Here is a 22,973-nt window from a genome sequence, read left to right on the forward strand (position 1 = left end):
ATTCTTGGATTTCTTGCATTATACTATAAAATCTGTTTATTATAAGAGTAGAGAAAATAGTTAAGTTTAAATTAAACTATTCTATAATTTAAATGTGGAGGTAGTATGGAAGGAAGAATAATAAAAGGCATTGGTGGTTTTTATTATATAAAAACAGATGATGGAATAATAGAATGTAAAGCTAGAGGAAAGTTTAGATATAATTCTTTAAAGCCTATGGTTGGAGATAAGGTTGATATAATAGTAGAGAATGGAAAAGGTGTAATAGAGAAAATATATGAAAGAACTTCAGAGCTTATAAGACCAACAGTATCAAATGTAACTAGAGCTTTTGTTGTATTTGCAATTAAAAATCCAGATATACAATTTGAACTTTTAAATAGATTTTTAGTTCTTTGTGAGTATAATGACATAGAAGCTATAGTTTGTCTTAATAAAGAGGACTTATGTTCAGAGGAAGAAAAGAAGGAAATAGAAGAAGCAATTAAAGAAATAGGCTATGAGGTTCTATTTATTAACGCAAAGGAAAAAAGAGGCTTAGAAGATTTAGAAAAAAGATTAGAAAATAATATAACAGTTCTTTGTGGGCCTTCAGGAGCTGGTAAGTCAACTCTTCTTAATGCACTTATAAAAACTGACCATATGGAAACAGGTGAAGTAAGTGAAAAAATAGGAAGAGGAAAGCATACTACAAGACATAGTGAGCTTATAGAAATAGAAAATGGATATCTTGTTGATACTCCTGGTTTCTCAACTCTAGATTTAAACTTTATGGAGAAGGATGAATTAAAATATTGTTTCCCAGAGTTTAATAAGTATCAAGATGAATGTAAATTTAGAGGATGTAATCATTATAAAGAGCCATCTTGTGCTGTAAAAGAAAATGTTGAAAGTGGAAATATTAATAAATTAAGATATGAATTTTATATAAAAAGATTAGAAGAGATATTAAATAGGAGAGTGAAATAATATGGTAAAGATAGCACCGTCAATTTTATCAGCAGATTTTAGGGTTTTAGGTGATAATGTAAAAAGAGTAGAAAATGCTGGAGCTGAATTTTTACATATTGATGTTATGGATGGGAGATTTGTTCCTAATATAAGTTTTGCATTTCCAGTTATGAATGCATTAAGAAATGAGACTAAGATGGTTTTTGATGTACATCTTATGATAGAGGAACCTTCAAGATATATAGATGAATTTGTAAAAGCAGGAGCAGATTTAATAACTATTCATTATGAAGCAGAAAGACATTTAGATAGGGCTATTAATTATATAAAGAGTAAAGGAATACTTGCTGGAGTAGCAGTTAATCCAGCAACTCCAGTAGATGTATTAAAGCATGTAATTAAAAATTTAGATATGGTTCTTATTATGTCTGTTAATCCAGGATTTGGAGGACAAAGTTTTATTGATTATTCTTTAGAAAAGATAAGACAAGTTAAGCAAATGGCCATAGAAGCAGGAAATGAAAATATACTTATTCAAGTTGATGGAGGAATAGGTGCTTCAAATATTAAAGATGTAGTAGAGGCAGGAGCGAATGTGATAGTTGCAGGATCAGCTGTATTTAAAGATGATAAGATAGAAGAAAATATAAAGATGTTAAGAGATGCTTTATAAATGAGAGTTGTTATGGTTGCGGCTGGAGAAAGGCCAAGTGATACATTATTTAGAAAATATATAGAGTACTGTGATAAGACTATCGCAATAGATAAAGGTGTAGAAGTTTTTATAGATAATAATGTAATTCCTGATTATGTTGTTGGAGATTTTGATTCTGTAAATGAAAAATATAAGGATAAAATAAATAGCTTTAATATTGTGAAGTTTCCAAAAGAAAAAGATTATACTGATTCAGAAATTGCATTAAATAGAGCTTTTAGACTTGATGCAGATGAAATAATAATGTTAGGTATGACAGGAAAAAGAATAGATCATATGCTTGGAAATTTAGGACTTCTTGATATAAGTTTAAGAAAAGGGGTTAAGGCATATATAATAGATGATTTAAATAAAATATTTTTAAACGACAAGAGCTTTTCTCTTGAAGGTAATAAAGGGGATATAGTTTCTTTTTATGCATATAGCTCTGTTGTAAGGAATCTTAATATTAAAAATGCAAAGTATGAACTAGAAAGTTATGATTTAGATCCTTTTGAAGGCTTATGCAATTCTAATGAATTTTTATTAGGAGACATGCATGTTTCATTTGATTCTGGAAAATTATTAGTTATATATTCAAGAGATTAGGAACATTTTTGCTACTTGTTGCATAATATATAATAAGTATATATATGAAGGGTGATGGGTAGTGAAAATAACTGTTATAAAACTTCCTAAATTTATAGGGAAGATATTAAAGATGTTTAAGAATAAGAAAAAAAGCTAAATACATAGCTAAAAAGCAAGGATATTTTAATAAATATCCTTGCTTTTGTTATTTTAAAGCAAAAAAATGCAATTGCTATTCACAATTGCATTTTTATCAAAAAACTATATAGCTCTTTGAACCTTACCAGATCTTAAACATCTAGTACATACACTTACAGTTCTTGGTGTTCCCTTAACGATTGCTTTTATTTTCTTTACGTTTGGAGCCCATTTTCTCTTTGATTGTCTATGTGAGTGACTGTATTGTACTCCTGAGATAACACCTTTATCACATATTTCGCATCTTCTTGACATTAAAAACACCTCCTTTATTTGAAGATAAATCTTCAATAGGACAAATAATATTCTATCATAGCGATTATGATTTTTGCAAGTAAAATATAAAATTAATATAAAAAAACTTGCTTTATGTTAAAATATAGGTAAACTTAATAAGTGAATAATATTCTTGAATAATATTAACATTTAATATAGAATATATTATATGGAATAGTTGAGGAGGAATCATCATGATTGGATATTCAAATGAACAAGGAAATATTGCCTATGCAGATGATGTATTATCAAAGATAGTAGGATTATCAACAATGGAATGTTATGGAGTTGTTGGTATGGTTTCAAAAAGTGCGACAGAAGGCTTTTGGGAACTAATGAAAGTAGAAAATCTATCTAAGGGTGTTAAGATAACTCATAAAGATGATAAACTAGCTATAGAACTTTTTATTATGGTTGAATATGGTACAAAGATATCAGTAATAGCTAATAATATAATTCAAAAAGTAAAGTATAATGTTGAAAATTATACAGGCTTAAAGGTATCAGCTATAACAGTGAATGTTCAGGCTGTAAGAGTCTAGGAGGTAAAACAGAATGAAATATACAAAAATAAGTGGGGAACATTTTTATGCAATGATGCAAAATGCTGCTAATAAATTAGAAGCTCAAAGTGAATATGTTAACTCACTAAATGTATTCCCAGTACCTGATGGAGATACAGGAACTAATATGTCAATGACATTTAAAGCTGCAGTAAAGGAAATAGCAGGATTAAAAAATGCTAACATTGGAGAAGTTTCAAAAACACTTGCTAAAGGTGCATTAATGGGAGCTAGAGGTAATTCAGGTGTTATTCTTTCACAAATCTTAAGAGGAATGTCAAGAGGTTTTGATGGAATAGAGGAAGCTAGTGTTTCAGATTTTTGTAGAGCATTAGAAGAAGGGGCTGCATCAGCTTATAAAGCTGTAATGAGACCTACAGAAGGAACAATTCTTACAATAGTTAGAACAGCAGGTGAAACTGCAAGAAAATCAAGTGCACAAGACTTACAAGCTTTAATGGAAGATGTAGCTAGAGAATGTAAGATAATGCTTGATAAAACACCAGAAATGTTACCAGCTTTAAAGAAGGCTGGAGTTGTAGACTCAGGTGGAATGGGTCTTTTAATAATATTAGAAGGTATTTTAGAAGCTTTAAGAAATGACCTTAAAGTAGAAGCAGTAAATACAAGTTTTGTAGCAAGAACTTCAGAAGCACATGCAAGTTCAGCTCAAGAATCAATTAATGAAGATGACATAAAATTTGCATATTGTACTGAATTCATAATTCTTGGAGACGCTTCAAGAGCAGAAGAATTTAAGAGAAGTATAGAATCAATGGGAGATTCTATGATTGTTGTTGGATATGATGATGTTATAAAGACACATATCCATACAAATGATCCAGGTAAAGTTTTATCAATGGCAGTACAATTAGGTGAATTATCAAAGATAAAGATAGATAATATGAAAGAAGAGCATAGAGAAATACTTGCTCTAAATTCTGAAGCAGAAGCTGTTACTGAAGTAGAAGCAGAAGCTAAGAAATATGGATTTATTTCAGTAGCTATGGGTAAAGGGATGTCAGATATATTCAAGGATCTTGGAGTTGATTACGTAATTGAAGGTGGTCAAACTATGAATCCAAGTACTCAAGATATGGTAGATGCTATAAATAAGATCAATGCAGAGCATATCTTTATACTTCCAAATAATAAGAATATTATTATGGCAGCTAACCAAGCGGCGGAAATTTCAGAAAAGGATATAAGAGTTATACCTACAACAACAGTTCCTCAAGGAATTACATGTATAACAATGTTTAATCCAGAAGCAGATGTAGAAGAAAATGAAAATGAATTAAAAGAAGCTATGAGTATTGTTAAATCAGCATCAGTTACTTATGCTGTAAGAGATACTGAAATGGATGGAATCAAAATAAAAGAAGGAAACATCCTAGGTCTTTTAGAAGGTAAAATAAAAGAAGTTGGTGATTCTGCTTACACTGTTGCAGAAACATTAATAGATGAAATGACTGATGAAGATTCAGAACTTATAACTATATTCTATGGTGCAGATTGTGACGAGGCAAAAGTTGAAGAACTAGCGGCTAAGTTAGAAGAAAAGTATGAAGATTTTGATATTCAATGCTATAAAGGAGATCAACCTTTATACTACTTTATAATAGCTGTAGAATAATTCTTTTAGAAGCGATTTTAATCGCTTCTTTTTTCTTATATTTAATTATTAGGAGGTAGAGTTTTGGATATTTATAGTGAAGTTTCTACTATTAAAGGAGTAGGCATAAAATTAAAAGAAAAACTTAATAGATGTGGAATATTTACTATTTTAGATTTACTATTATATTTTCCTAGAGACTATGATTTTGTTCATAGTGAGCTTGACTTAAGTACAGACTTTGATAAAGAAAAAGCAGTTATAAATTGTAGGGCCGTAGCTCGTGAAGGTACTATAAGAACTAAAACAGGAAAAACTTTAACTACTATTCAATTTAGACATGAAAATATAAAGCTTGTTGCTAAGTGGTTTAATCAACCTTATATTATTAAGAATTTTACTATTGGGGAAGAGTATAGCCTTATGGGAACTTTTAAGAAAAAGGGAGATAGGATGGAGGTTATAAATCCGATAGTTGCTTGTGTTGAAGCTAAAACAAGTGAGATAGTTCCTATATATCCATTAAAGGGTGATATAAATAATAAAGTTCTTGTAAAGCTTATAAATAATATTCTTAGTGTAGTAGATATTAAAGATAATTTACCAGAAGAAATGATAAAAAGATATAAATTATGTTCTTTAGATAAGGCTATAAGAAATATACATTTTCCAAATAGCAGAGAAAATTTAAGAGAAGCTATAACAAGACTTAAATATCAAGAATTATTTACATATTCAATGAAAATAGTGATGATGAGAAAACAGATTAAAGAAAAATCTAATGGTATAGTTTTTAAAATGTCAGAACAGCTCAGTGCTTTAAAGGAAAGTTTACCTTTTACTTTAACTTCTGCTCAGTCTAGGGCAATAAGAGAAATACTTTTAGATCAAAAGAGAGAAAGTCCTATGAATAGGTTAGTTCAAGGAGATGTTGGAAGTGGGAAAACATTAGTTGCACTTATAGCTTTATTTAATGTATATAAAAATGGATATCAAACAGCTCTTATGGCTCCAACTGAAATACTTGCAAATCAACATAAATTAGAAGCAGAAAAAATATTTAAAGATTTTGACGTTAATATAGAACTTTTAACTGGAAGTACAACAGCTAAGGAGAAAAAGAGAATAAAAGAACGAATAGCAAGTGGGGAACCTCTTCTTGTTATTGGAACACATGCTCTTATACAAGAAGATGTAGAATTTGCTAATTTAGGATTTATGGTAACAGATGAACAACATAGATTTGGTGTTGAGCAAAGAAGCAAGCTTATTAATAAGAATAAAAGAGCTGATGTTTTAGTTATGACAGCTACACCTATTCCTAGAACTCTTTCATTATATTTATATAGTGATTTGGATATTTCTATAATAGATGAGCTTCCACCAGGAAGAAAAAAAGTTGATACTATTCTTTTGGATGATAAGGAAAGAATTAAGGGATATAATCTTGCTCTTGAAGAGATTAAAAAAGGAAGACAGGTTTATATAGTTTCACCTCTTATAGAAGAAAATGAAAAACTTGATTTAAATTCTGTTGAAAAGCTTTATGATGAACTTAGTAATGATGTATTTTCAGGTATAAAAATTGAAATACTACATGGAAAGATGAAGCCAAAAGAAAAAGATGAGATTATATCAAGATTTAAGGCAAATGAAACGAAAGTAATAATATCTACTACTGTTATAGAAGTTGGAGTAAATGTTCCTAATGCTAGTATGATGATTATAGAAAATGCTGAGAGATTTGGGCTAGCACAACTTCATCAATTAAGAGGTAGAGTTGGAAGAGGAGAATATAAATCATATTGTATACTTGTTGCAAATACTAAAAATGATGTTACTAGAAGAAGAATGGAAATAATGACAGAAAGTAATGATGGTTTCTATATTTCAGAAGAAGATTTAAAACTTAGGGGTGCAGGACAAATGTTTGGAATGAGACAGCATGGAGAAGAAGCATTTATTTTATCTGATATAGCTGAAGATATAGATATATTAAAATGTGCTAATAAAGAGGCTAAAGAAATAGTTAAAACTGAAAATGAGATTAACAGAAAGATATGTATGGAAATTTCAAAGAATTTAGAGAGAAGTACTAGTTATATATGCTTTAACTAAGTTTACAATTGTATGGACATAACTGTTATGGTAAAATATAATTTAAGAAAACTAAGGAGGGAAATAGATGAGAATAATTTCTGGAAAAGCAAGAGGAAGAAAAATTCTATCACCTGAAACAATGGAAACAAGACCAACATTAGATAGAATTAAAGAAGCTATTTTTAATATAATACAAGGATATATTCCAGATGCTGTTGCAGTAGATGTATTTGCAGGAACAGGTAGTTTAGGATTAGAAGCAGCAAGTAGAGGCGCAAAGGAATGTTATTTAGTAGATAAGAGTCCAGTAACTTTTCCTATATTAAAGAAAAATATAGAAAACTTACAATTTGAAGATACATGTACAGCTTTAAATATGGATGCATATATGGCTTTAAAGTCATTAGCAGCAAAGGGAAAAGTATTTGATTTAATATTTATAGATCCACCATATTTAAAAAATTTAATTCCTGAAGCTATGCAAATAGTTGATGATAAGAAGATTCTTCATGAAGATGGAATAATTGTTACTAAAATAGATGCGACAGAAGAAATATTTGAGGGTACAGAAAATATAGAGTTATTTAGAACTAAAAAGTATGGTAATACTATAGTAAATCTATATAGATTAAAATAGAGGGGGCTTGAATTGAGAATGCGAACAGCCATATATCCAGGTAGCTTTGACCCTATTACTAATGGTCATCTTGACATAATTAAAAGAGGTTCAAAGATGTTTGATAAGCTTGTAGTAGCAGTACTTATTAATGTAGATAAAAAAGGCTTATTTTCTATAGAAGAAAGAGTTGAACTTATAAAGGAAGCCACTAAAGAATATAAAAATGTTGAGGTAAAAAGCTTTACTGGATTATTAGTGGATTTTGCAAAAGAAGAAGAGAATCCTGTTATTTTAAAGGGGTTAAGAACTGTTAAGGATTTTGAGTATGAGATGCAAATGGCTATAATAAATAGGACTTTAGATAATGAGCTTGAGTCTTTATTTTTAGTTGCATCAACAAAATATTCAGCTATTAGTTCATCAGTTGTGAAGCAGATAGCTCAATTTGGTGGAAGTGTTGATAAATTTGTTCCTATAGAAGTTAAAGAGAAGTTAATGGAGAAAATTGTTATGGTATAAGGGGGAAACTGAAATGACAGATGAAAAAATTGAGACTTTAGAGCTTATAGAACTTGTATATGAAATTATAAAAAAATCAAGTAAAGTTCCTATAAGTGGGAAGGTTATGGTTGATAGAGAAGAGGTCTTAGGAATTTTAGATGAAATTATAAATAAATATCCTAAAGATATCAGAACAGCACAATGGATAACTAAAAGAAAAGATGAGATGCTTAGCTATGCACAAGAAAGAATAAATGAAGCTAATAGCAAAAGTATCGAAATAATAGAAAATCAAGTTAATAACAATGATATAGTTCAAAAGGCTAAACTTATAGCAAATGAGATAGAGTCAGCAGCAGAAGAGGAAGCAAGAAAATTAAAGATATATGCTAGACAATATGCTGATGAACTTCTTAGTGAAGTTGAAAAAGAAATTCAAAATACTACTTCAAGATTATTAAATCATATGAAAGAGGATATGGAAGCTTTTGCTATAGAACTTACAAAGAATATGGATAAAACAACAGCAGTTATTAGGGAAAATATAAAGGAGCTAAGAGCCCCTTTAAATTCTAAATAAAATTTGATTCTTTTTTTGTTATTATAGAAAGAATTAAACTTATTACAGTTAAAATTATAAATATTATTACTGGAATTAAGTTTGAATACATATGGTTATTTTGAACAGTAGCAAAGGTGGTTATACTATCAGGAAGAAATAGGCTTATAGTATACATTATTATAAAAGATATAATTCCTTGAAGAAATTTATAGAAAAAATATCTTTTAAAAGAAACATTACATTTATAAAAAAATGAATATGTTTGAGCTATTATAGAAAGACCACCAAAAGAACATAAAAAAGAAATTAGTGATAGTTTAGTAGATAAATTAAGAGTACTATTGCTAATTATATTAGATCCATTAGTTAATTCTATACTACCAAGAAATAAGCTTTCAATGAATACAGAAGATATTCCAAGTATATTTGATAGATAATTAATAAGATATTCTATTATTTTAGAGTTTTTAAATATAGATATTATAACTGAGAAGATAATTATATAACCAGAAAGCACTAATAAAGTTAGACAAGCATCTTCTATAGACTTTCTGATAGCTTCTCCTATATTTAAAACTTGATTAGAAGATTTTAAAGTTGTTTTAGGAGCTTTAGAGTCTTCTTTTTTTCTAGTTATAAGTGCTATAAATATGCTTGATAGATATGATGGAATTAATAAAATATAACCAAGTTTTGTATTACCAAGAAGGCTAGTACCAACAGCACCTATTAAAAATAAAGGTCCAACATTAGAAGCTATACTTATAAGTCTAGAAAATTCATTTTTACTAATATATCCTTTTTCGTAAATATTAGTGGAATATTTAGCTCCAAGTGGATAGCCAGATAAATAACTTGCTATAATTGCAAAACTACTAGATTTATTAAGTCCTAGTGGTTTACAGATAATTGGACCAAAAAATTTAGAATAAAGAGAAATTCCATCTATATAAACTAATAAGTTACATACTACCATAAAAGGAAACATGGTAGGAATTATAGAATTTACAATTAGTTTAGAACCACTTAATGCAGCTTCTATGCATTTTTCAGGAGATAATATAAGATAGATAATAATTAATGTAAGTATTATAGATATAAAAGCATTTGCTCTTATATGTAATAATTTAAAAACTTTAAATAATAAAAATATAAGTAAACTAAGTAGTATAATCAAAATAAAAATACTATACATGCTAAGTCCCCCTTTTTAGCTTATATAGTATTTATATTATATGCGTTTACATATTATTATCTTTTTTTATAATAGGACTAATTAAATAATCACTATTTATTTTTATATCCGGATTTAAGAGAGAATAAAGATTAGTTGCTTTTATATCCAGTTCTAAAATAGAATCTGATATTTTTTTAGGGACTTTAGTAATAATATTAATATTAGAATTATTTTTAATCTCTTTTAATATCTTTGCTCCTGTTTCAGAAAGCCCAAGTACTCTTATATAAGAAGGTTCTGATTTTTTTAGCTTATTTAAGTTTTCATCAAAACCTAAGAATAATTGGCAAAGAACTCTAGAAATTCTGGTGTAGGTATATCTCTTACTTTTACATCTAGATATTAATTCTTCAAAGCTATTAGAATTTTTTAACTCATTTAAAATTTTATTATCTAAACCTTCTGATGCATCTGATATTAGGCTTAATTTACTTGGGTCTAATGTTAATATATACTTAATATAATTAAACATAGATTCTAAGCTTGAAAATGAATTTTTAGAATTCAGTATATTATATGTAAAACCAGGCAAAAATTCTTTTGTAGCTTTAATAGAGTTATTAGTATAAATACTTTCTCTAATTGCAGTAGCAGAAGCAAATTTATTTTTATTTATTTCTTTACTATTATAATTAGAACCTTCTCGTTTGAGTGTAAATGTTTTTATAGGACTATTAAGTTTTAAAAGACTTTTACAGTATTCTATTCCTAGTATATTATTAGAGCTATTTAGAAATTCAGATATATTTTCTAAATTAATATTTAATTTTAAGACTTCTGAAATATATTTTTTTAGACTATAAGCTCGCGCCTTAGGGTATGGATTACCAAGAGAAAGACTTTCTTTTAAAAATATTTTAAATTCTTTTGGTTCATCATTTAGAATATTTGCTATGAGTTTTATAAGTTTAGTATCTCCAGCTTCGGAACCGAAGTATATATTATCTACTACAGATAGAGAATTGAGTAAGGATATAGCACCAAAAGCAAAATATTCAGCAGAAGATACTGCATAAATAGTTGGTAATTCAATAACTAAATCAATTCCTGCTTCTAAGGCCATTTTTGTTCTTGACCACTTATCTGTAATTGCAGGAAGACCTCTTTGAACAAAGTTACCACTCATTATACAAATCACTGCATCACATTTCGTATCTTTTCTACAATTTTCTAAATGAAACTCATGTCCTAAATGAAAAGGATTATATTCTGTAATAATTCCTGTTATATTCATTGTTATCACCCTTATTAATAAATAATTAATTTTTGTTTTTACCTTACTACAAATGAGTAATAATGTCAAAGTCGACATATTGTTGAATATTCAGACAATTTTTAATTTACTTATTTATTTATATTATATGGAAAGATATGATATTATAAGAGTATAAAAGTGTGTAAAAAATAAATTTAGAATATAATAGAAAATCGTTTATATAACGAGAGGAGATTTTAAAATGGAACTTATGAATCAAGTATGGGAAGCAGCAAGAGCTGACATAAAAAGAATTGTTTTGCCAGAAGGTGATGAAGAAAGAACACTTGTGGCTTCAGAAAAAATTAAAAAAGAAAATTTAGCTCATCTTATATTGATAGGTGATGAAAAAGTTATAAGAGATAAAGCAGAAAAATTAAATGTTAATTTAACAGGAATAGAAATAGTAGATCCAAATAAATCAGAAGATTTATCAAGATATGTAGAAGCTTTTTATGAATTAAGAAAAAATAAGGGAATGACAATGGAAAAGGCAGATTTAATTGTTAGAGATCCTTTATATTTTGCAACAATGATGGTTAAATTAGATAATGCTGATGGTATGGTATCAGGAGCAGTTCATACAACTGGTGATTTATTAAGACCAGGTCTTCAAATAATAAAGACAGCACCAGGAGTATCAGTAGTTTCAAGTTTCTTTATAATGATGGTACCAAACTCAGTATATGGGGATTCAGGAATGTTATTATTTGCTGATTGTGCAGTTAATCCGAATCCAACAGCAGAGCAATTAGCATCAATAGCAATAGCAACAGCTGATACAGCTAAGACTGTTTGTAATGTAGAACCAAAAGTTGCAATGCTTTCATTCTCAACAATGGGAAGTGCTGATCATGAACTTGTATCAAAAGTTAGAGAAGCTACAGAAATTGCAAAAGAATTAAGACCAGATCTTGATATAGATGGAGAACTTCAATTAGATGCAGCAATAGTTCCGTCAGTTGCTAGTCAAAAAGCTCCAAATAGTAAAGTTGCAGGAAAGGCTAATGTACTTGTATTCCCAGATTTACAATCAGGTAATATAGGATATAAATTAGTTCAAAGATTTGCAAAGGCAGAAGCAATAGGGCCTGTATGTCAAGGGTTTGCTAAACCAATAAATGATTTATCAAGGGGATGTAGTTCAGAAGATATAGTAAGTGTAGTTGCATTAACAGCAGTTCAAGCACAAGCTAAAAAATAAATAGAATTAAATTAGGAGGAAATTGAATGAATATATTAGTAGTAAATTGTGGTAGCTCATCGTTAAAATATCAATTAATAGATATGAGAGATGAAAGTGTATTAGCTTCAGGATTAGTTGAAAGAATAGGAATTGAGGGGTCTGTTCTTACACAAAAAGCTGATACTAAAGAAAAGTATGTAATAAAAAAAGAGATGAGAAATCATAAAGAAGCTATTAGACTTGTTTTAGCGTCATTAGTTGATGAAAATTATGGAGTTATAAAAGAATTAGATGAGATATATGCTGTTGGACATAGAGTTGTTCATGGTGGTGAAAAATATGCTAGTTCAGTAGTTATAAATGATGAAGTAATGAAAGATTTAGAAGAGTTTGCTAAATTAGCACCTCTTCATAATCCACCTAACATAGTTGGAATAGAAGCATGTAAAACTTTAATGCCAAAAACTCCTATGGTAGCTGTATTTGATACTGCTTTCCATCAAACAATGCCAGAAAAGGCTTATGTATATGCATTACCTTATGAATTATATGAAGAAAATCATATAAGAAAATATGGTTTCCATGGAACATCACATAAATATGTTTCAGCTAAAGCAGCAGAAGCTTTAGGTAAAAATATAGAGGATTTAAGAATTGTAACATGTCATTTAGGGAATGGAGCTAGTATTGCAGCGGTAGATAGAGGAAGATGCGTAGAAACTACAATGGGATTTACACCTCTTGAAGGTCTAGTTATGGGAACAAGATGTGGAAGTATAGATCCAGCTATAGTAACTTATTTAATAAGTGAGCTTGGTTATTCAACTGATGAAGTTAATAATCTTATGAATAAGAAGTCTGGAGTTCTTGGAATCTCAGGAGTAAGCAGTGATTTTAGAGATGTTGAGGCTGAAGCAGAGAAAGGAAATCATAGAGCAAGACTTGCTTTAGATATATTCTATTATAAAGTTAAGCAAGCAATAGCAACAGCAGCAGTAGCTATGGCTGGATTAGATGTTATAGTATTTACAGCTGGAGTTGGTGAGAATTCAGTGGAGGCTAGAAGAAGTATATGTGATGGACTTGAATTCCTTGGAATTGAAATTGATCAAGAAAGAAATGCTACAAGAGGCGAAATAATGACTATTAGCTCAGAAGATTCAAGAGTAGAAGCATTAGTTATAGCAACTAATGAAGAACTTATGATAGCAAAGGATACTTTAGAACTTGTTTAATAAATAATTTCAAAATAACTTGACTTTTAAAAAGCAAGTTTATATAATAATACTTGTGTTATTTACAAAATTACTATTAAGGTTTAGGAGAGTGAACAGGCAACAAAGGTTTGCTGCAAATTATGGAATTTAAATTTTCAGAATTAACTTCAAAAAAAGAAAGAAGTAAAAAGTTAGATCTTATAGTAGAACAAGAGATTATTGAACTTCCAGGGGAAGAAATTAAGATTTTAGAACCAATAAAGTTCGATGGCGAACTAAAAATGGTAGATGATGTAGTATCTCTTTATGGTAATATAACTACTAAGCTAGAACTTGAATGTTCAAGATGCTTAAAAAACTTTTCAATAGATGTTAATACAGATATAGATGAAAAGTTTTCAAATAATTATAAAGAAGATGATTCTATTGCTTTAATAGAAGGTGACATTTTAGATGTTGCTGATGCAATAGTAAGTAACGTAATTTCAACCTTACCTATAAAAAGACTTTGTGTTGAACAGTGTAAAGGCTTATGTCAACAATGTGGTGCTGATTTAAATATAGAGAAGTGCCGTTGCGATGATTCAAATATAGATATTAGATTTGAAAAGCTAAAAGATTTGTTCAATTAATAAGGAGGTGTAACAATGGGAAATCCAGCAAGAAAGATGTCAAAAGCAAAGAGAGATTCAAGAAGAGCTCAAACTTTTAAGTTAGGGACACCTGGAATCGTAGAATGCCCACAATGTCATGAAATGAAGATGGCACACAGAGTATGTAAGAGCTGTGGATATTACAAAGGTAAAGAAGTAGTTTCAACAGATGCAGAATAATAAAGAAAGTCTTTGGACTTTCTTTTCTTTATATTCTTTTAAATAATAGGAGGGGCATTAATGAGAATAGCTATCGATGGAATGGGATCTGATGATTCTCCAAGAGCAGAGGTTAAAGGATGTGTCGATGCCTTAAAAGAATTTTCAGATATAGAAATAGTTATAACAGGTAAAGAAGAAGAACTAAATGCTGAGTTCTCAAAATATGATTACGATAAAAGTAGAGTACAAATAATAAATGCTACTGAAGTAATTTCACCTAATGAACAACCAGTTATGGCTCTTAAAAAGAAAAAGGATTCAAGTCTTGTTAAAGCTTTAAAACTTGTTAAAGATAAAGAATGTGATGCTGTTTTATCAGCAGGAAGTACAGGGGCATTTTTAGCAGGTTCAACTTTAATTGTAGGAAGAATCAAAGGTATACAAAGACCAGCATTAGCACCTGTTATGCCAGGAAAAAATGGAGCATTTATGATAATAGATGCTGGAGCTAATGTAGATTCAAAAGCAGCTTATTTAACACAGTTTGCTAAAATGGGAGAAGTATATTTTAAAACTGTAATGAAAGTAGAAAAACCAAAGGTTGGACTTATTAATATAGGTGCAGAAGAAGAAAAGGGAAATGAACTTACAAAAGAAGCTTATAAACTTCTTAAAGAAGAAAAAAATATCAATTTCACAGGTAATGTAGAACCAAGAGATGTTTCAGCAGGAGATGTTGAAGTTTTAGTTTGTGATGGATTTGTAGGGAATACAGTATTAAAAATGTATGAAGGAACTGCAAAAACAATATTAACAATGATAAAAGACGAAATTATGAGCTCTACTATTTCAAAAATTGGGGCAGTATTTTTAGCAGGGACATTTAAATCTTTAAAGAAAAAAATGGACTATAAAGAATACGGTGGAGCACCATTTCTTGGAGTAGATGGTATTTGTATAAAAGCACATGGTAGCTCAGATGGGGTAGCTTTTAAAAATGCTATTAGACAAGCAAGAACTTTTTACAATAATAAATTGATAGAAAAGATAAAAGAAGAAATAGAAGTTTCTATTTAATTTAATTAAATTTATATTGAGTTGTAATATTGACGAATTAAATTATATATAATAATATTTATATAGGTCGATCTTGGAGGTGAATTTATGATATTTGATAAAGTAAAAGAAATTATAGCGGATAAATTATCAGTAGACGAAGAAAGTATTACTATGGAATCAACTTTCGTTGAAGATTTAGGAGCAGATTCTCTAGATGTAGTTGAATTAATTATGTCATTAGAAGAAGAATTAGAAATGGAAATTCCAGATGAAGATGCTGCTGAATTTATAACAGTTTCAGATGTAGTTGAATACATTAAGTCACATAGCGAAGCATAATTAAGTCCCGCAATAGCGGGATTTTGTTATATATATGTATATATAAAATTGTATTAGGTTTATTCTTGAATTTACTCATTAGCAAATTGAAGAATAAACCTTAAGGAGTGAGGGTTTAATTGAAAGAATTTAATATTAAGGAACTTGAAGAGACTGTTGGAGTCGAGTTCATAAATAAAGGATTATTGATAACAGCATTGACTCATAGTTCATTTGCTAATCAATATAAGGATGTTAAGTACAATGAGAGACTAGAGTTTTTAGGAGATTCTGTATTACAGCTTACAGTAACTGAACACTTATATAATAATTATAAAGACAAGTCAGAAGGAGAACTTACTAAAATAAGAGCCTTAATTGTATGCGAAAATTCACTTTATGAGATAGCAAAAAAATTAAAACTTGGTAAGATTATTAGAATGAGTAAAGGTGAAGAGCTGACAGGTGGAAGAGATAGAATATCTATACAAGCTGACTGCGTTGAAGCAGTTATAGCAGCTATATATCTTGATAAAGGTATAGAATTTGCTAAAAAATTTATTCTAAAGCATTTTGGAGATATTATTAGAAAAGCAATAAATGAAGAAATAATATTAGACTTTAAAACTAGATTACAAGAAGTTCTTCAAAGAAATGGTGAGGTAGACATAAATTATGAGCTTATAAGACATGAAGGACCTCCTCATAGAAGAAAGTTCTTTACTCAAGTTAACATTAATAAAGTTGTTATGGGTGTAGGAGAAGGATTTAGTAAAAAGGAAGCAGAGCAAAATGCAGCAAAAGAAGCTTTAACTAAAGTGGAGGATAATAAATGGGAAAAAAACATTATATAATTCCTATTTTTGTACCACATGAAGGATGTCCTCATGATTGTGCTTTTTGTAATCAAGCTAGGATTACAGGAGAAGAGACAGAGGAAGTAATTGGACCTAAATTTAAGATGGAGAATAATGTTGACAGTGATTTTGTTAGAAATACTGTTGAAGAATATCTAGAAACCATCAAAAAAGAAGAAGATACTATAATTGAATTATCTTTCTTTGGAGGAACATTTACAGCAATAAATAAAAAGAAACAACAAGAATTACTTGCTGTAGCTAAAGAGTACAAAGATAAAGGACAAATAAAATATATAAGATTATCTACAAGACCTGATTATATAAATAAAAATATTTTAGATCATCTAAAAAGTTTTTCTGTTGATATAATAGAACTTGGAGTTCAATCATTAGATGGAGAAGTCTTAATAAAATCTAGTAGGGGGCATACTATAAAGCATGTGGAAGATGCTTCTAAACTTATTAAAGAATATGGATTTACTTTAGGACACCAAGTTATGTTAGGACTCCCAGGAGATAGTAAAGAAAAAGATATAAAAACAGCACAAAAATCAGTTTCTATGGGACCAAATATATGTAGAATATATCCAGCTCTTACAATAAAGGATACTCCTATGGAATATATGTATAAAAAAGGAACATATAAACCATATGAATTAGATGAATGTATAGATATAGCTAAAGAAGTTTATAAAATATATCATGAAAATAATGTTAATATAATAAGAGTAGGTCTTCAAGCAACTGATAATATAGCAGAAGGTGAAGATATAGTAGCAGGACCTTTCCACCCAACATTTAGAGAGCATGTGGAAAGTAGTTTATTAAATGATTCTATATATGAACTTATTAATAATAAAAATCTTTCTAAGGATATTAGTATAGAAATAAATGAAAGAGCTATTTCTAAGCTTTATGCTAATAAAAAAAGATACTTTAAAGATATAAGAGAAAAGCTAAATGAGAATAGATTATCTGTAAAGATAAATAATAATTTAGATAAGAAGATAGTTCTTATAAAGAATGAAGATAAAGAATATAAGATTAATATAATTTAATTCTATATTCTATAGAAATCCTAGGGAAAATTTTCTCTAGGATTTTTTATGATTTTATATGGAATATATTTGATAGATTTAGATAAATACTTATGATAATATATTTCTATAGAGTTGTAAGGAGTGAATTAAATGAGAAAAGCTACTAGAGAAAAAATGGCTAAGGGGATGGCTATTTTTATGGCAATAATAATGTTATTAATGTTATTACCAGTTGTATTTTAATTTTTATGAATTATGAAATGGGAAGGAGGAGCTAAACTTGGGTTTGCAAATCTAGGATTAGCTGGTGTATATGTTTTTAAAATCTCTTGAAATAAGAGGATTTAAGTCGTTTGCAGATAAGACTGAGCTTAAATTTACTAAAGGAATAACTGCAGTAGTAGGTCCAAATGGGAGTGGAAAGAGTAATGTTTCTGATGCTGTAAGATGGGTTCTTGGAGAACAAAGTGCAAAAACACTTAGAGGTTCTAAAATGGAAGATATCATTTTTACAGGAACAGAGTATAGAAAACCTATAGGTCTTGCTCAAGTATCTCTTACTTTAGATAATAGTGATAAAAGTTTACCAATAGAATATAATGAAGTTAAGGTTACAAGAAGAATATTTAGATCTGGAGAAAGTGAGTATTTAATAAATAATTCACCATGCAGATTAAAAGATATAGTTACCTTATTTATGGATACTGGTATAGGTAAAGAAGGTTATTCACTTATAGGGCAAGGAAAAATAGAAGCTATCTTAAGTGGTAAAGCTGAAGATAGAAGAGCACTTTTAGAAGAAGCTGCTGGAATTGTTAAGTATAAATCTAGAAAAAGTGATGCAGAAAGAAAATTAAAAAATACTAATGATAACTTAACTAGAATAAATGATATTATTTATACATATGAAGAACGATTAGGGCCTTTAGAAGAAGAAAAGAAAAAGGCAGAAAAATATTTAGTTCTTGCTAATGAATTAAAGGAAAAAGATATTAATTTACTTGTTAATAATTTAATTCATATAAATAATGAAATAGAAAAAAGAGAAATAAATATAAAAGCTCTTGAAAAAGAAAATGAAATAGAAAAAGAAAAGCAAAGAAATGCTAGAGAAAATTTAAAAAATCTAAAATTTGAACTTGAAAAGATTGAAAAAGATAATAATGATAAAAAAGAAATTTATCTAGAGAAAAAAGAACAAATTTCAAGTAAAAAAGCAGAAATAGGTTTACTAGAAGAAAGAATAAAAAACTATACTGAAAGTATTAAAAAATCTAGGGAAGATATAAAGCTAAATAAAAAGAAATTAGAAAAGATAACTAATGAATATAAAAATGCAGAAAAAGAATTTGAACTTAAGAAGCAAGAAATAGAAGATATAAGATTAAAGCAAAAAGATGTTGAAGAAAGCTTAAGAAATATAAATCTAGATATTAAGAATAAAGAAAAAACTAGAGAAAAGCTTAAGAATAAAGATATTGAAGCTTTAAAAGAGTCTTCAAATTATAGTAATAGAGAAGTTTTACTTGAAAGTAAGCTATCTGATATAGTAGAAAAAATTAAAAATATAAATTCTAAACTTGAAGGATTAAGAGCATCTTTAAAGGTTAACATAATAACTAGAGATAATATGGAAAGGAATCTAAAAGTTATTTCTGATAAAAGAGATAATTTATTAGAGCTTAAAAATAGTAATCTAGCTAATATTTCTAATTTTAAAAATGATATTTCACTTATTGATAAGGATATTAATAAAAATATTTCTATTATAAATAGATTAGAAGCTAATAAGGAAATGTTAAATAAACTTGAAAATCAATATGAGGGATACAATGTATCTGTTAAAAAAATAATGTCTCATATGGATAAAGGTTTACTTGATATTAATAAAAATGATTCTGTAGTTTTAGGAGAAATTTTAAGTACAAATAAGGGATATGAAACTGCTATTGAAATAAGTCTTGGGGCAGCTATATCTAATATTATAACTAAGGATGAGTTTATAGCTAAAAAGATGATTTCTTATCTTAAGGATAATAAACTTGGTAGAGCTACATTTTTACCTTTATCAATTATTAAGGGAAAGAAGATAGTATTAGAAGATAATTTAAAAAATTTAGATGGATATCTTGGAATAGCATCAGAACTTGTTGAATATGAAAATAAGTATGAGAATGTAATTAACTATATTTTAGGTAGAACTATTATTTGCAAGGATATAGATTCAGCTTTAAATTTTGCAAAGAAGAGTTCTTATAGATATAAACTTGTTACTCTTGCTGGAGAAGTAGTTAATGCTGGAGGAGCTTTGACAGGGGGTAGTGTTTATCAAAAAAATATGGGTATTATCTCAAGAAAAAATGAACTTGAAAATATAGAAAAAGAGATAGTTAAAGAAAATGAAGGACTTAGTACTCTAAAATCTAAAAAAGAAAAATTAAATTCTAAATTAGAAAAAAATATTTCAGATTTAGAAAGTATAGAGGCGGATATTCGTAAAAATGAACTTGAATCTATTAATTTAAAGAATGAAGTAAGTAGGGTTTCAGATGAAGTACTTAATATAAAGACATCTCTTAAAAACTTAGACTTAGAACTTATAAATGAAAAAGCAAATAATGAAAGTTTAAGTTTAGAATATGAAAAGGTAAAGAAAAAAGCTTTAGAGATAAGAGAAAGAGGAGAAAGTAATAAGGCTGAAGTTGAAATTTTAACTAAGGAAATAGAAGAATTACTTTCAAAAAAATCAAAGATTGAAGAAAAAAATACTAAGATGAAGATTTCTAATGCAAGTATTAAAGAAAATTTAGATAATAAATCAAAGAGTATTTTAAGATTAAAGTCTGAGCTTAGTGAATTAGAAGTAGCTATTAAAAAGCTTATTTCTTATAATGAAGATGCTGAAAATTCAATAGCTCAAAATAAGGATGATATTCTTTCAGCTAAGAGTTTTATAAATATAGAAGAGGAAAAGCTAGTAAAGATAGAAGAAAAAACTAAGGACTTTGATATTTATAGAGCAAAGCTTAAGGAAAAGTTAGTAAAAATAGAAAGCTTAGTAGAAGAGTTGACTTTATCTATAGCTAAAAAAGAAGAAGAAATTCATAGACAGGAAATTCTTTATACAAAACAAGATAGTGAAAAGAAGAATTCATCATCAAAACTTGACGAAGAATATAATATAGATGTTAGAGAGGCTATGAATAATTTCACTGAAATTATAGATATTGATAAGCATAAGGCAGAGATATATTCTTTAAAAACAAAGATAAATTCATTAGGAACAGTAAATGTAAATGCAGTAGAAGAATTTAGAGAGCTTTCAGATAAGTATAGATTTATAACTACTGAAAAATCTGATCTTGAAAATGCTAAAGAAGAACTTGAAAACATTATAGAAGAAATGACTTCAAAGATGAGAGTTATATTTAGACAGAACTTTAATATTCTTAATAAGAATTTTGATGAAACCTTTAAGGAATTATTTAAAGGTGGAACAGCTAAGCTGATTCTTGATGATTCAGATGAATTAAATGGAGATATAGAAATAAAAGTTCAACCACCTGGAAAGAAGATACAAAATATAAATCTTATGTCTGGTGGAGAAAAAGTTTTATCAGCCATAGCCCTATTATTTAGTATACTTAAGATGAAACCTACACCATTCTGTATCTTAGATGAAATAGAAGCTGCTCTTGATGATGCAAATGTATCAAGATATGCAGATTTTCTAAGACAATTCTCAGAAAATATACAATTTATAGTTATAACTCACAGAAAAGGAACTATGGAGGTTTCTGATATAATGTATGGAGTTACTATGGAGGAAAAGGGAATATCTAAGATAGTATCAGTAGATTTAAATAAAAAATAGAAAAGGAGTTTTACCATGCTTGGAGGACTATTTAATAAATTAAAAGAAGGATTAACAAAAACAAGAGACAATCTTACAGATAAGATTAATGAAACTTTAAAACTTGCAATAACAATAGATGAGGATTTATATGAAGAGTTAGAAGAAGCTCTTATAACTTCAGATGTTGGTATGGAAACAACTATGAAAATTATAGAAAATTTAAGAGCTAAGATTAGAAAAGAAAAGATAAATGATGTAGCTATGGTTAAGCCAGCATTAAAAGAAGTAGTAGAAGCTATGCTATTAGAAGGAACAGAAGATGAAGAATCAGATAAATCAGAGAAAAAGGTAATGCTTATTATAGGGGTTAATGGAGTTGGGAAAACAACTTCAATAGGTAAACTTTCAGCAAAATATAAGGCTGAAGGTAAAAAAGTATTGCTTGCAGCAGCTGATACATTTAGAGCAGCAGCTATAGATCAATTAGATGTTTGGAGTAAAAGAGCAGGTGTTGATTTAATTAAACAAGGAGAGGGTTCAGATCCAGCTGCTGTAGTTTTTGATGCAGTTCAAGCTGCTAAAGCTAGAAATACAGATATTTTAATGGTAGATACAGCAGGAAGACTTCATAATAAGAAAAATCTTATGGATGAGCTTGCAAAAATAAATAGAATTATAGATAGAGAACTTGGAGATATCAAGAAAGAAACTTTACTTGTTTTAGATTCAACAACAGGTCAAAATGCAGTTATACAAGCAAAACAATTTATGGAGGCATGTCCTATTGATGGAATAATTTTAACAAAGCTTGATGGAACAGCTAAAGGTGGAGTTGTAATATCAATTAAGACAACTTTAAATATACCAGTAAGATATATTGGTGTAGGAGAAGCTGTTGAAGATTTACAAGAATTTAATGCGAAAGATTTTGCAGATGCTTTATTATAAAAAATAAAAAGAAATTTTATAAATATTTTTTAATGATTTATTTTAGGAGTATTTATAAATGGCTTAAATAAAAGGGTTAGGGGATTTTTATTTTATTTATAAGTGTTAAGTAAAAATACTTGACACTTATCTTTAAATTTGATATTATACTTTTTGTGAGTAAGGTGGTTATATGGAAGATAGATTTGAAATATCAATGTTATTAGACTATTATAGTTCCTTACTAACTGAGAAGCAGCTTAACATAATGAATCTTTATTACAATGAAGATTTGTCACTAGCTGAAATAGCAGAGCTAAATGAAACTAGTAGACAGGCGACTTTTGATTTGATAAAGAGATGTTCAAAGCAATTATCAGCTTATGAGGAAAAACTCAAACTATTAGATAAATATAGACAAAGAGTAAAATTAAAAGAAGAAATATTTAAAAAACTATCTAAGATAAAAGCTTTATCTGATGAAGATTTAGCAAATATAGGTAGTGATATAGATGAGATTATAAACGCATAGG

The 22,973-nt window shown here is 28.4% G+C and carries 23 protein-coding genes; 20 read left to right on the forward strand and 3 right to left on the reverse strand.

The genetic code is table 11. From position 1 onward, the window contains the following. The first annotated feature begins 105 nt into the window (after positions 1 to 105). Genes rsgA through BN8917_RS08380 form a run of 3 tightly spaced genes read left to right on the forward strand, consistent with a single transcriptional unit; the run spans position 106 to position 2,254 of the window. Positions 106 to 969 (forward strand): ribosome small subunit-dependent GTPase A, encoded by an 864-nt coding sequence (gene rsgA / locus BN8917_RS08370; RefSeq protein WP_066873266.1) that lies wholly within the window; start codon positions 106 to 108, stop codon positions 967 to 969. A 1-nt stretch (position 970) separates the two neighbouring features. Beyond that, a complete protein-coding gene (gene rpe, locus BN8917_RS08375) occupies positions 971 to 1,624 on the forward strand; it encodes a ribulose-phosphate 3-epimerase (RefSeq protein ID WP_066873269.1) in 654 nt (217 codons plus the stop codon). Continuing rightward, entirely contained in the window at positions 1,625 to 2,254 is a 630-nt protein-coding gene (locus BN8917_RS08380) for a thiamine diphosphokinase (protein ID WP_066873272.1), read from the forward strand. Positions 2,255 to 2,497: 243 nt separating this feature from the next. On the opposite strand, the gene rpmB is transcribed toward BN8917_RS08380, so the two are convergent. After that, positions 2,498 to 2,689 carry a 50S ribosomal protein L28 gene (gene rpmB / locus BN8917_RS08385; RefSeq protein WP_066873275.1) on the reverse strand — a complete coding sequence of 64 codons (192 nt, stop codon included), beginning with the start codon at positions 2,687 to 2,689 and terminating at the stop codon, positions 2,498 to 2,500. A 215-nt stretch (positions 2,690 to 2,904) separates the two neighbouring features. On the opposite strand from rpmB, the gene BN8917_RS08390 reads away from it, so the two are divergent. The 6 genes from BN8917_RS08390 (at position 2,905) to BN8917_RS08415 (ending at position 8,688) form a co-directional block, all read left to right on the forward strand. Then, complete coding sequence (locus BN8917_RS08390; protein ID WP_066873278.1) at positions 2,905 to 3,252, forward strand: Asp23/Gls24 family envelope stress response protein; 348 nt, start codon at positions 2,905 to 2,907, stop codon at positions 3,250 to 3,252. Between the two features lie 13 nt (positions 3,253 to 3,265). Further along, positions 3,266 to 4,909: a DAK2 domain-containing protein gene (locus BN8917_RS08395; RefSeq protein WP_066873282.1), complete on the forward strand. Its 1,644-nt coding sequence runs from the start codon at positions 3,266 to 3,268 to the stop codon at positions 4,907 to 4,909. A gap of 63 nt (positions 4,910 to 4,972) precedes the next feature. Continuing rightward, positions 4,973 to 7,006 (forward strand): ATP-dependent DNA helicase RecG, encoded by a 2,034-nt coding sequence (gene recG, locus BN8917_RS08400; protein WP_066873285.1) that lies wholly within the window; start codon positions 4,973 to 4,975, stop codon positions 7,004 to 7,006. Between the two features lie 67 nt (positions 7,007 to 7,073). After that, positions 7,074 to 7,625, forward strand: coding sequence for a 16S rRNA (guanine(966)-N(2))-methyltransferase RsmD (rsmD, locus tag BN8917_RS08405; RefSeq protein ID WP_066873288.1), 552 nt, complete (start codon positions 7,074 to 7,076; stop codon positions 7,623 to 7,625). 18 nt (positions 7,626 to 7,643) lie between these two features. Further along, a complete protein-coding gene (gene coaD, locus BN8917_RS08410) occupies positions 7,644 to 8,126 on the forward strand; it encodes a pantetheine-phosphate adenylyltransferase (RefSeq protein ID WP_066873291.1) in 483 nt (160 codons plus the stop codon). Between the two features lie 13 nt (positions 8,127 to 8,139). Continuing rightward, positions 8,140 to 8,688: a hypothetical protein gene (locus BN8917_RS08415; RefSeq protein WP_066873294.1), complete on the forward strand. Its 549-nt coding sequence runs from the start codon at positions 8,140 to 8,142 to the stop codon at positions 8,686 to 8,688. Here BN8917_RS08415 and ylbJ read toward each other — a convergent pair. Beyond that, entirely contained in the window at positions 8,681 to 9,865 is a 1,185-nt protein-coding gene (ylbJ, locus tag BN8917_RS08420; RefSeq protein ID WP_066873297.1) for a sporulation integral membrane protein YlbJ, read from the reverse strand. The genes BN8917_RS08415 and ylbJ overlap by 8 nt on opposite strands. Before the next feature lie 46 nt (positions 9,866 to 9,911). Further along, positions 9,912 to 11,141, reverse strand: a complete 1,230-nt coding sequence (locus tag BN8917_RS08425) for a nucleotidyltransferase (RefSeq protein WP_066873300.1) — start codon at positions 11,139 to 11,141, stop codon at positions 9,912 to 9,914. 223 nt (positions 11,142 to 11,364) lie between these two features. Between BN8917_RS08425 and pta the strand changes: the two genes are divergently transcribed. From pta to BN8917_RS08480, 11 genes are all read left to right on the forward strand, one after another. Beyond that, positions 11,365 to 12,366, forward strand: a complete 1,002-nt coding sequence (gene pta / locus BN8917_RS08430; protein WP_066873303.1) for a phosphate acetyltransferase — start codon at positions 11,365 to 11,367, stop codon at positions 12,364 to 12,366. A 26-nt stretch (positions 12,367 to 12,392) separates the two neighbouring features. After that, complete coding sequence (locus BN8917_RS08435) at positions 12,393 to 13,583, forward strand: acetate kinase (RefSeq protein WP_066873306.1); 1,191 nt, start codon at positions 12,393 to 12,395, stop codon at positions 13,581 to 13,583. Between the two features lie 122 nt (positions 13,584 to 13,705). Beyond that, on the forward strand, positions 13,706 to 14,197 hold the full coding sequence (locus tag BN8917_RS08440; protein WP_066873309.1) for a YceD family protein: 492 nt from the start codon (positions 13,706 to 13,708) through the stop codon (positions 14,195 to 14,197). 15 nt (positions 14,198 to 14,212) lie between these two features. Next, positions 14,213 to 14,398, forward strand: coding sequence for a 50S ribosomal protein L32 (gene rpmF / locus BN8917_RS08445; protein WP_066873312.1), 186 nt, complete (start codon positions 14,213 to 14,215; stop codon positions 14,396 to 14,398). 60 nt (positions 14,399 to 14,458) lie between these two features. After that, positions 14,459 to 15,457: a phosphate acyltransferase PlsX gene (gene plsX, locus BN8917_RS08450; protein WP_066873315.1), complete on the forward strand. Its 999-nt coding sequence runs from the start codon at positions 14,459 to 14,461 to the stop codon at positions 15,455 to 15,457. Between the two features lie 90 nt (positions 15,458 to 15,547). Continuing rightward, entirely contained in the window at positions 15,548 to 15,778 is a 231-nt protein-coding gene (acpP, locus tag BN8917_RS08455; protein WP_066875429.1) for an acyl carrier protein, read from the forward strand. Positions 15,779 to 15,897: 119 nt separating this feature from the next. Continuing rightward, positions 15,898 to 16,611 (forward strand): ribonuclease III, encoded by a 714-nt coding sequence (rnc, locus tag BN8917_RS08460; protein WP_066873318.1) that lies wholly within the window; start codon positions 15,898 to 15,900, stop codon positions 16,609 to 16,611. Next, positions 16,590 to 17,675 carry an elongator complex protein 3 gene (locus BN8917_RS08465; protein WP_066873321.1) on the forward strand — a complete coding sequence of 362 codons (1,086 nt, stop codon included), beginning with the start codon at positions 16,590 to 16,592 and terminating at the stop codon, positions 17,673 to 17,675. Before rnc ends, BN8917_RS08465 begins: the two co-directional genes overlap by 22 nt. A 295-nt stretch (positions 17,676 to 17,970) precedes the next feature. Beyond that, complete coding sequence (smc, locus tag BN8917_RS08470; protein WP_066873324.1) at positions 17,971 to 21,531, forward strand: chromosome segregation protein SMC; 3,561 nt, start codon at positions 17,971 to 17,973, stop codon at positions 21,529 to 21,531. 15 nt (positions 21,532 to 21,546) lie between these two features. Continuing rightward, positions 21,547 to 22,461 (forward strand): signal recognition particle-docking protein FtsY, encoded by a 915-nt coding sequence (gene ftsY / locus BN8917_RS08475; protein WP_066873327.1) that lies wholly within the window; start codon positions 21,547 to 21,549, stop codon positions 22,459 to 22,461. A 172-nt stretch (positions 22,462 to 22,633) separates the two neighbouring features. Beyond that, entirely contained in the window at positions 22,634 to 22,972 is a 339-nt protein-coding gene (locus BN8917_RS08480; protein ID WP_066873330.1) for a putative DNA-binding protein, read from the forward strand. Position 22,973 lies beyond the last annotated feature (1 nt).

The sequence above is a fragment of the Clostridium mediterraneense genome (assembly GCF_900091705.1).
In the GTDB taxonomy this organism is placed as follows: Bacteria; Bacillota; Clostridia; order Clostridiales; family Clostridiaceae; genus Sarcina; species Sarcina mediterraneense.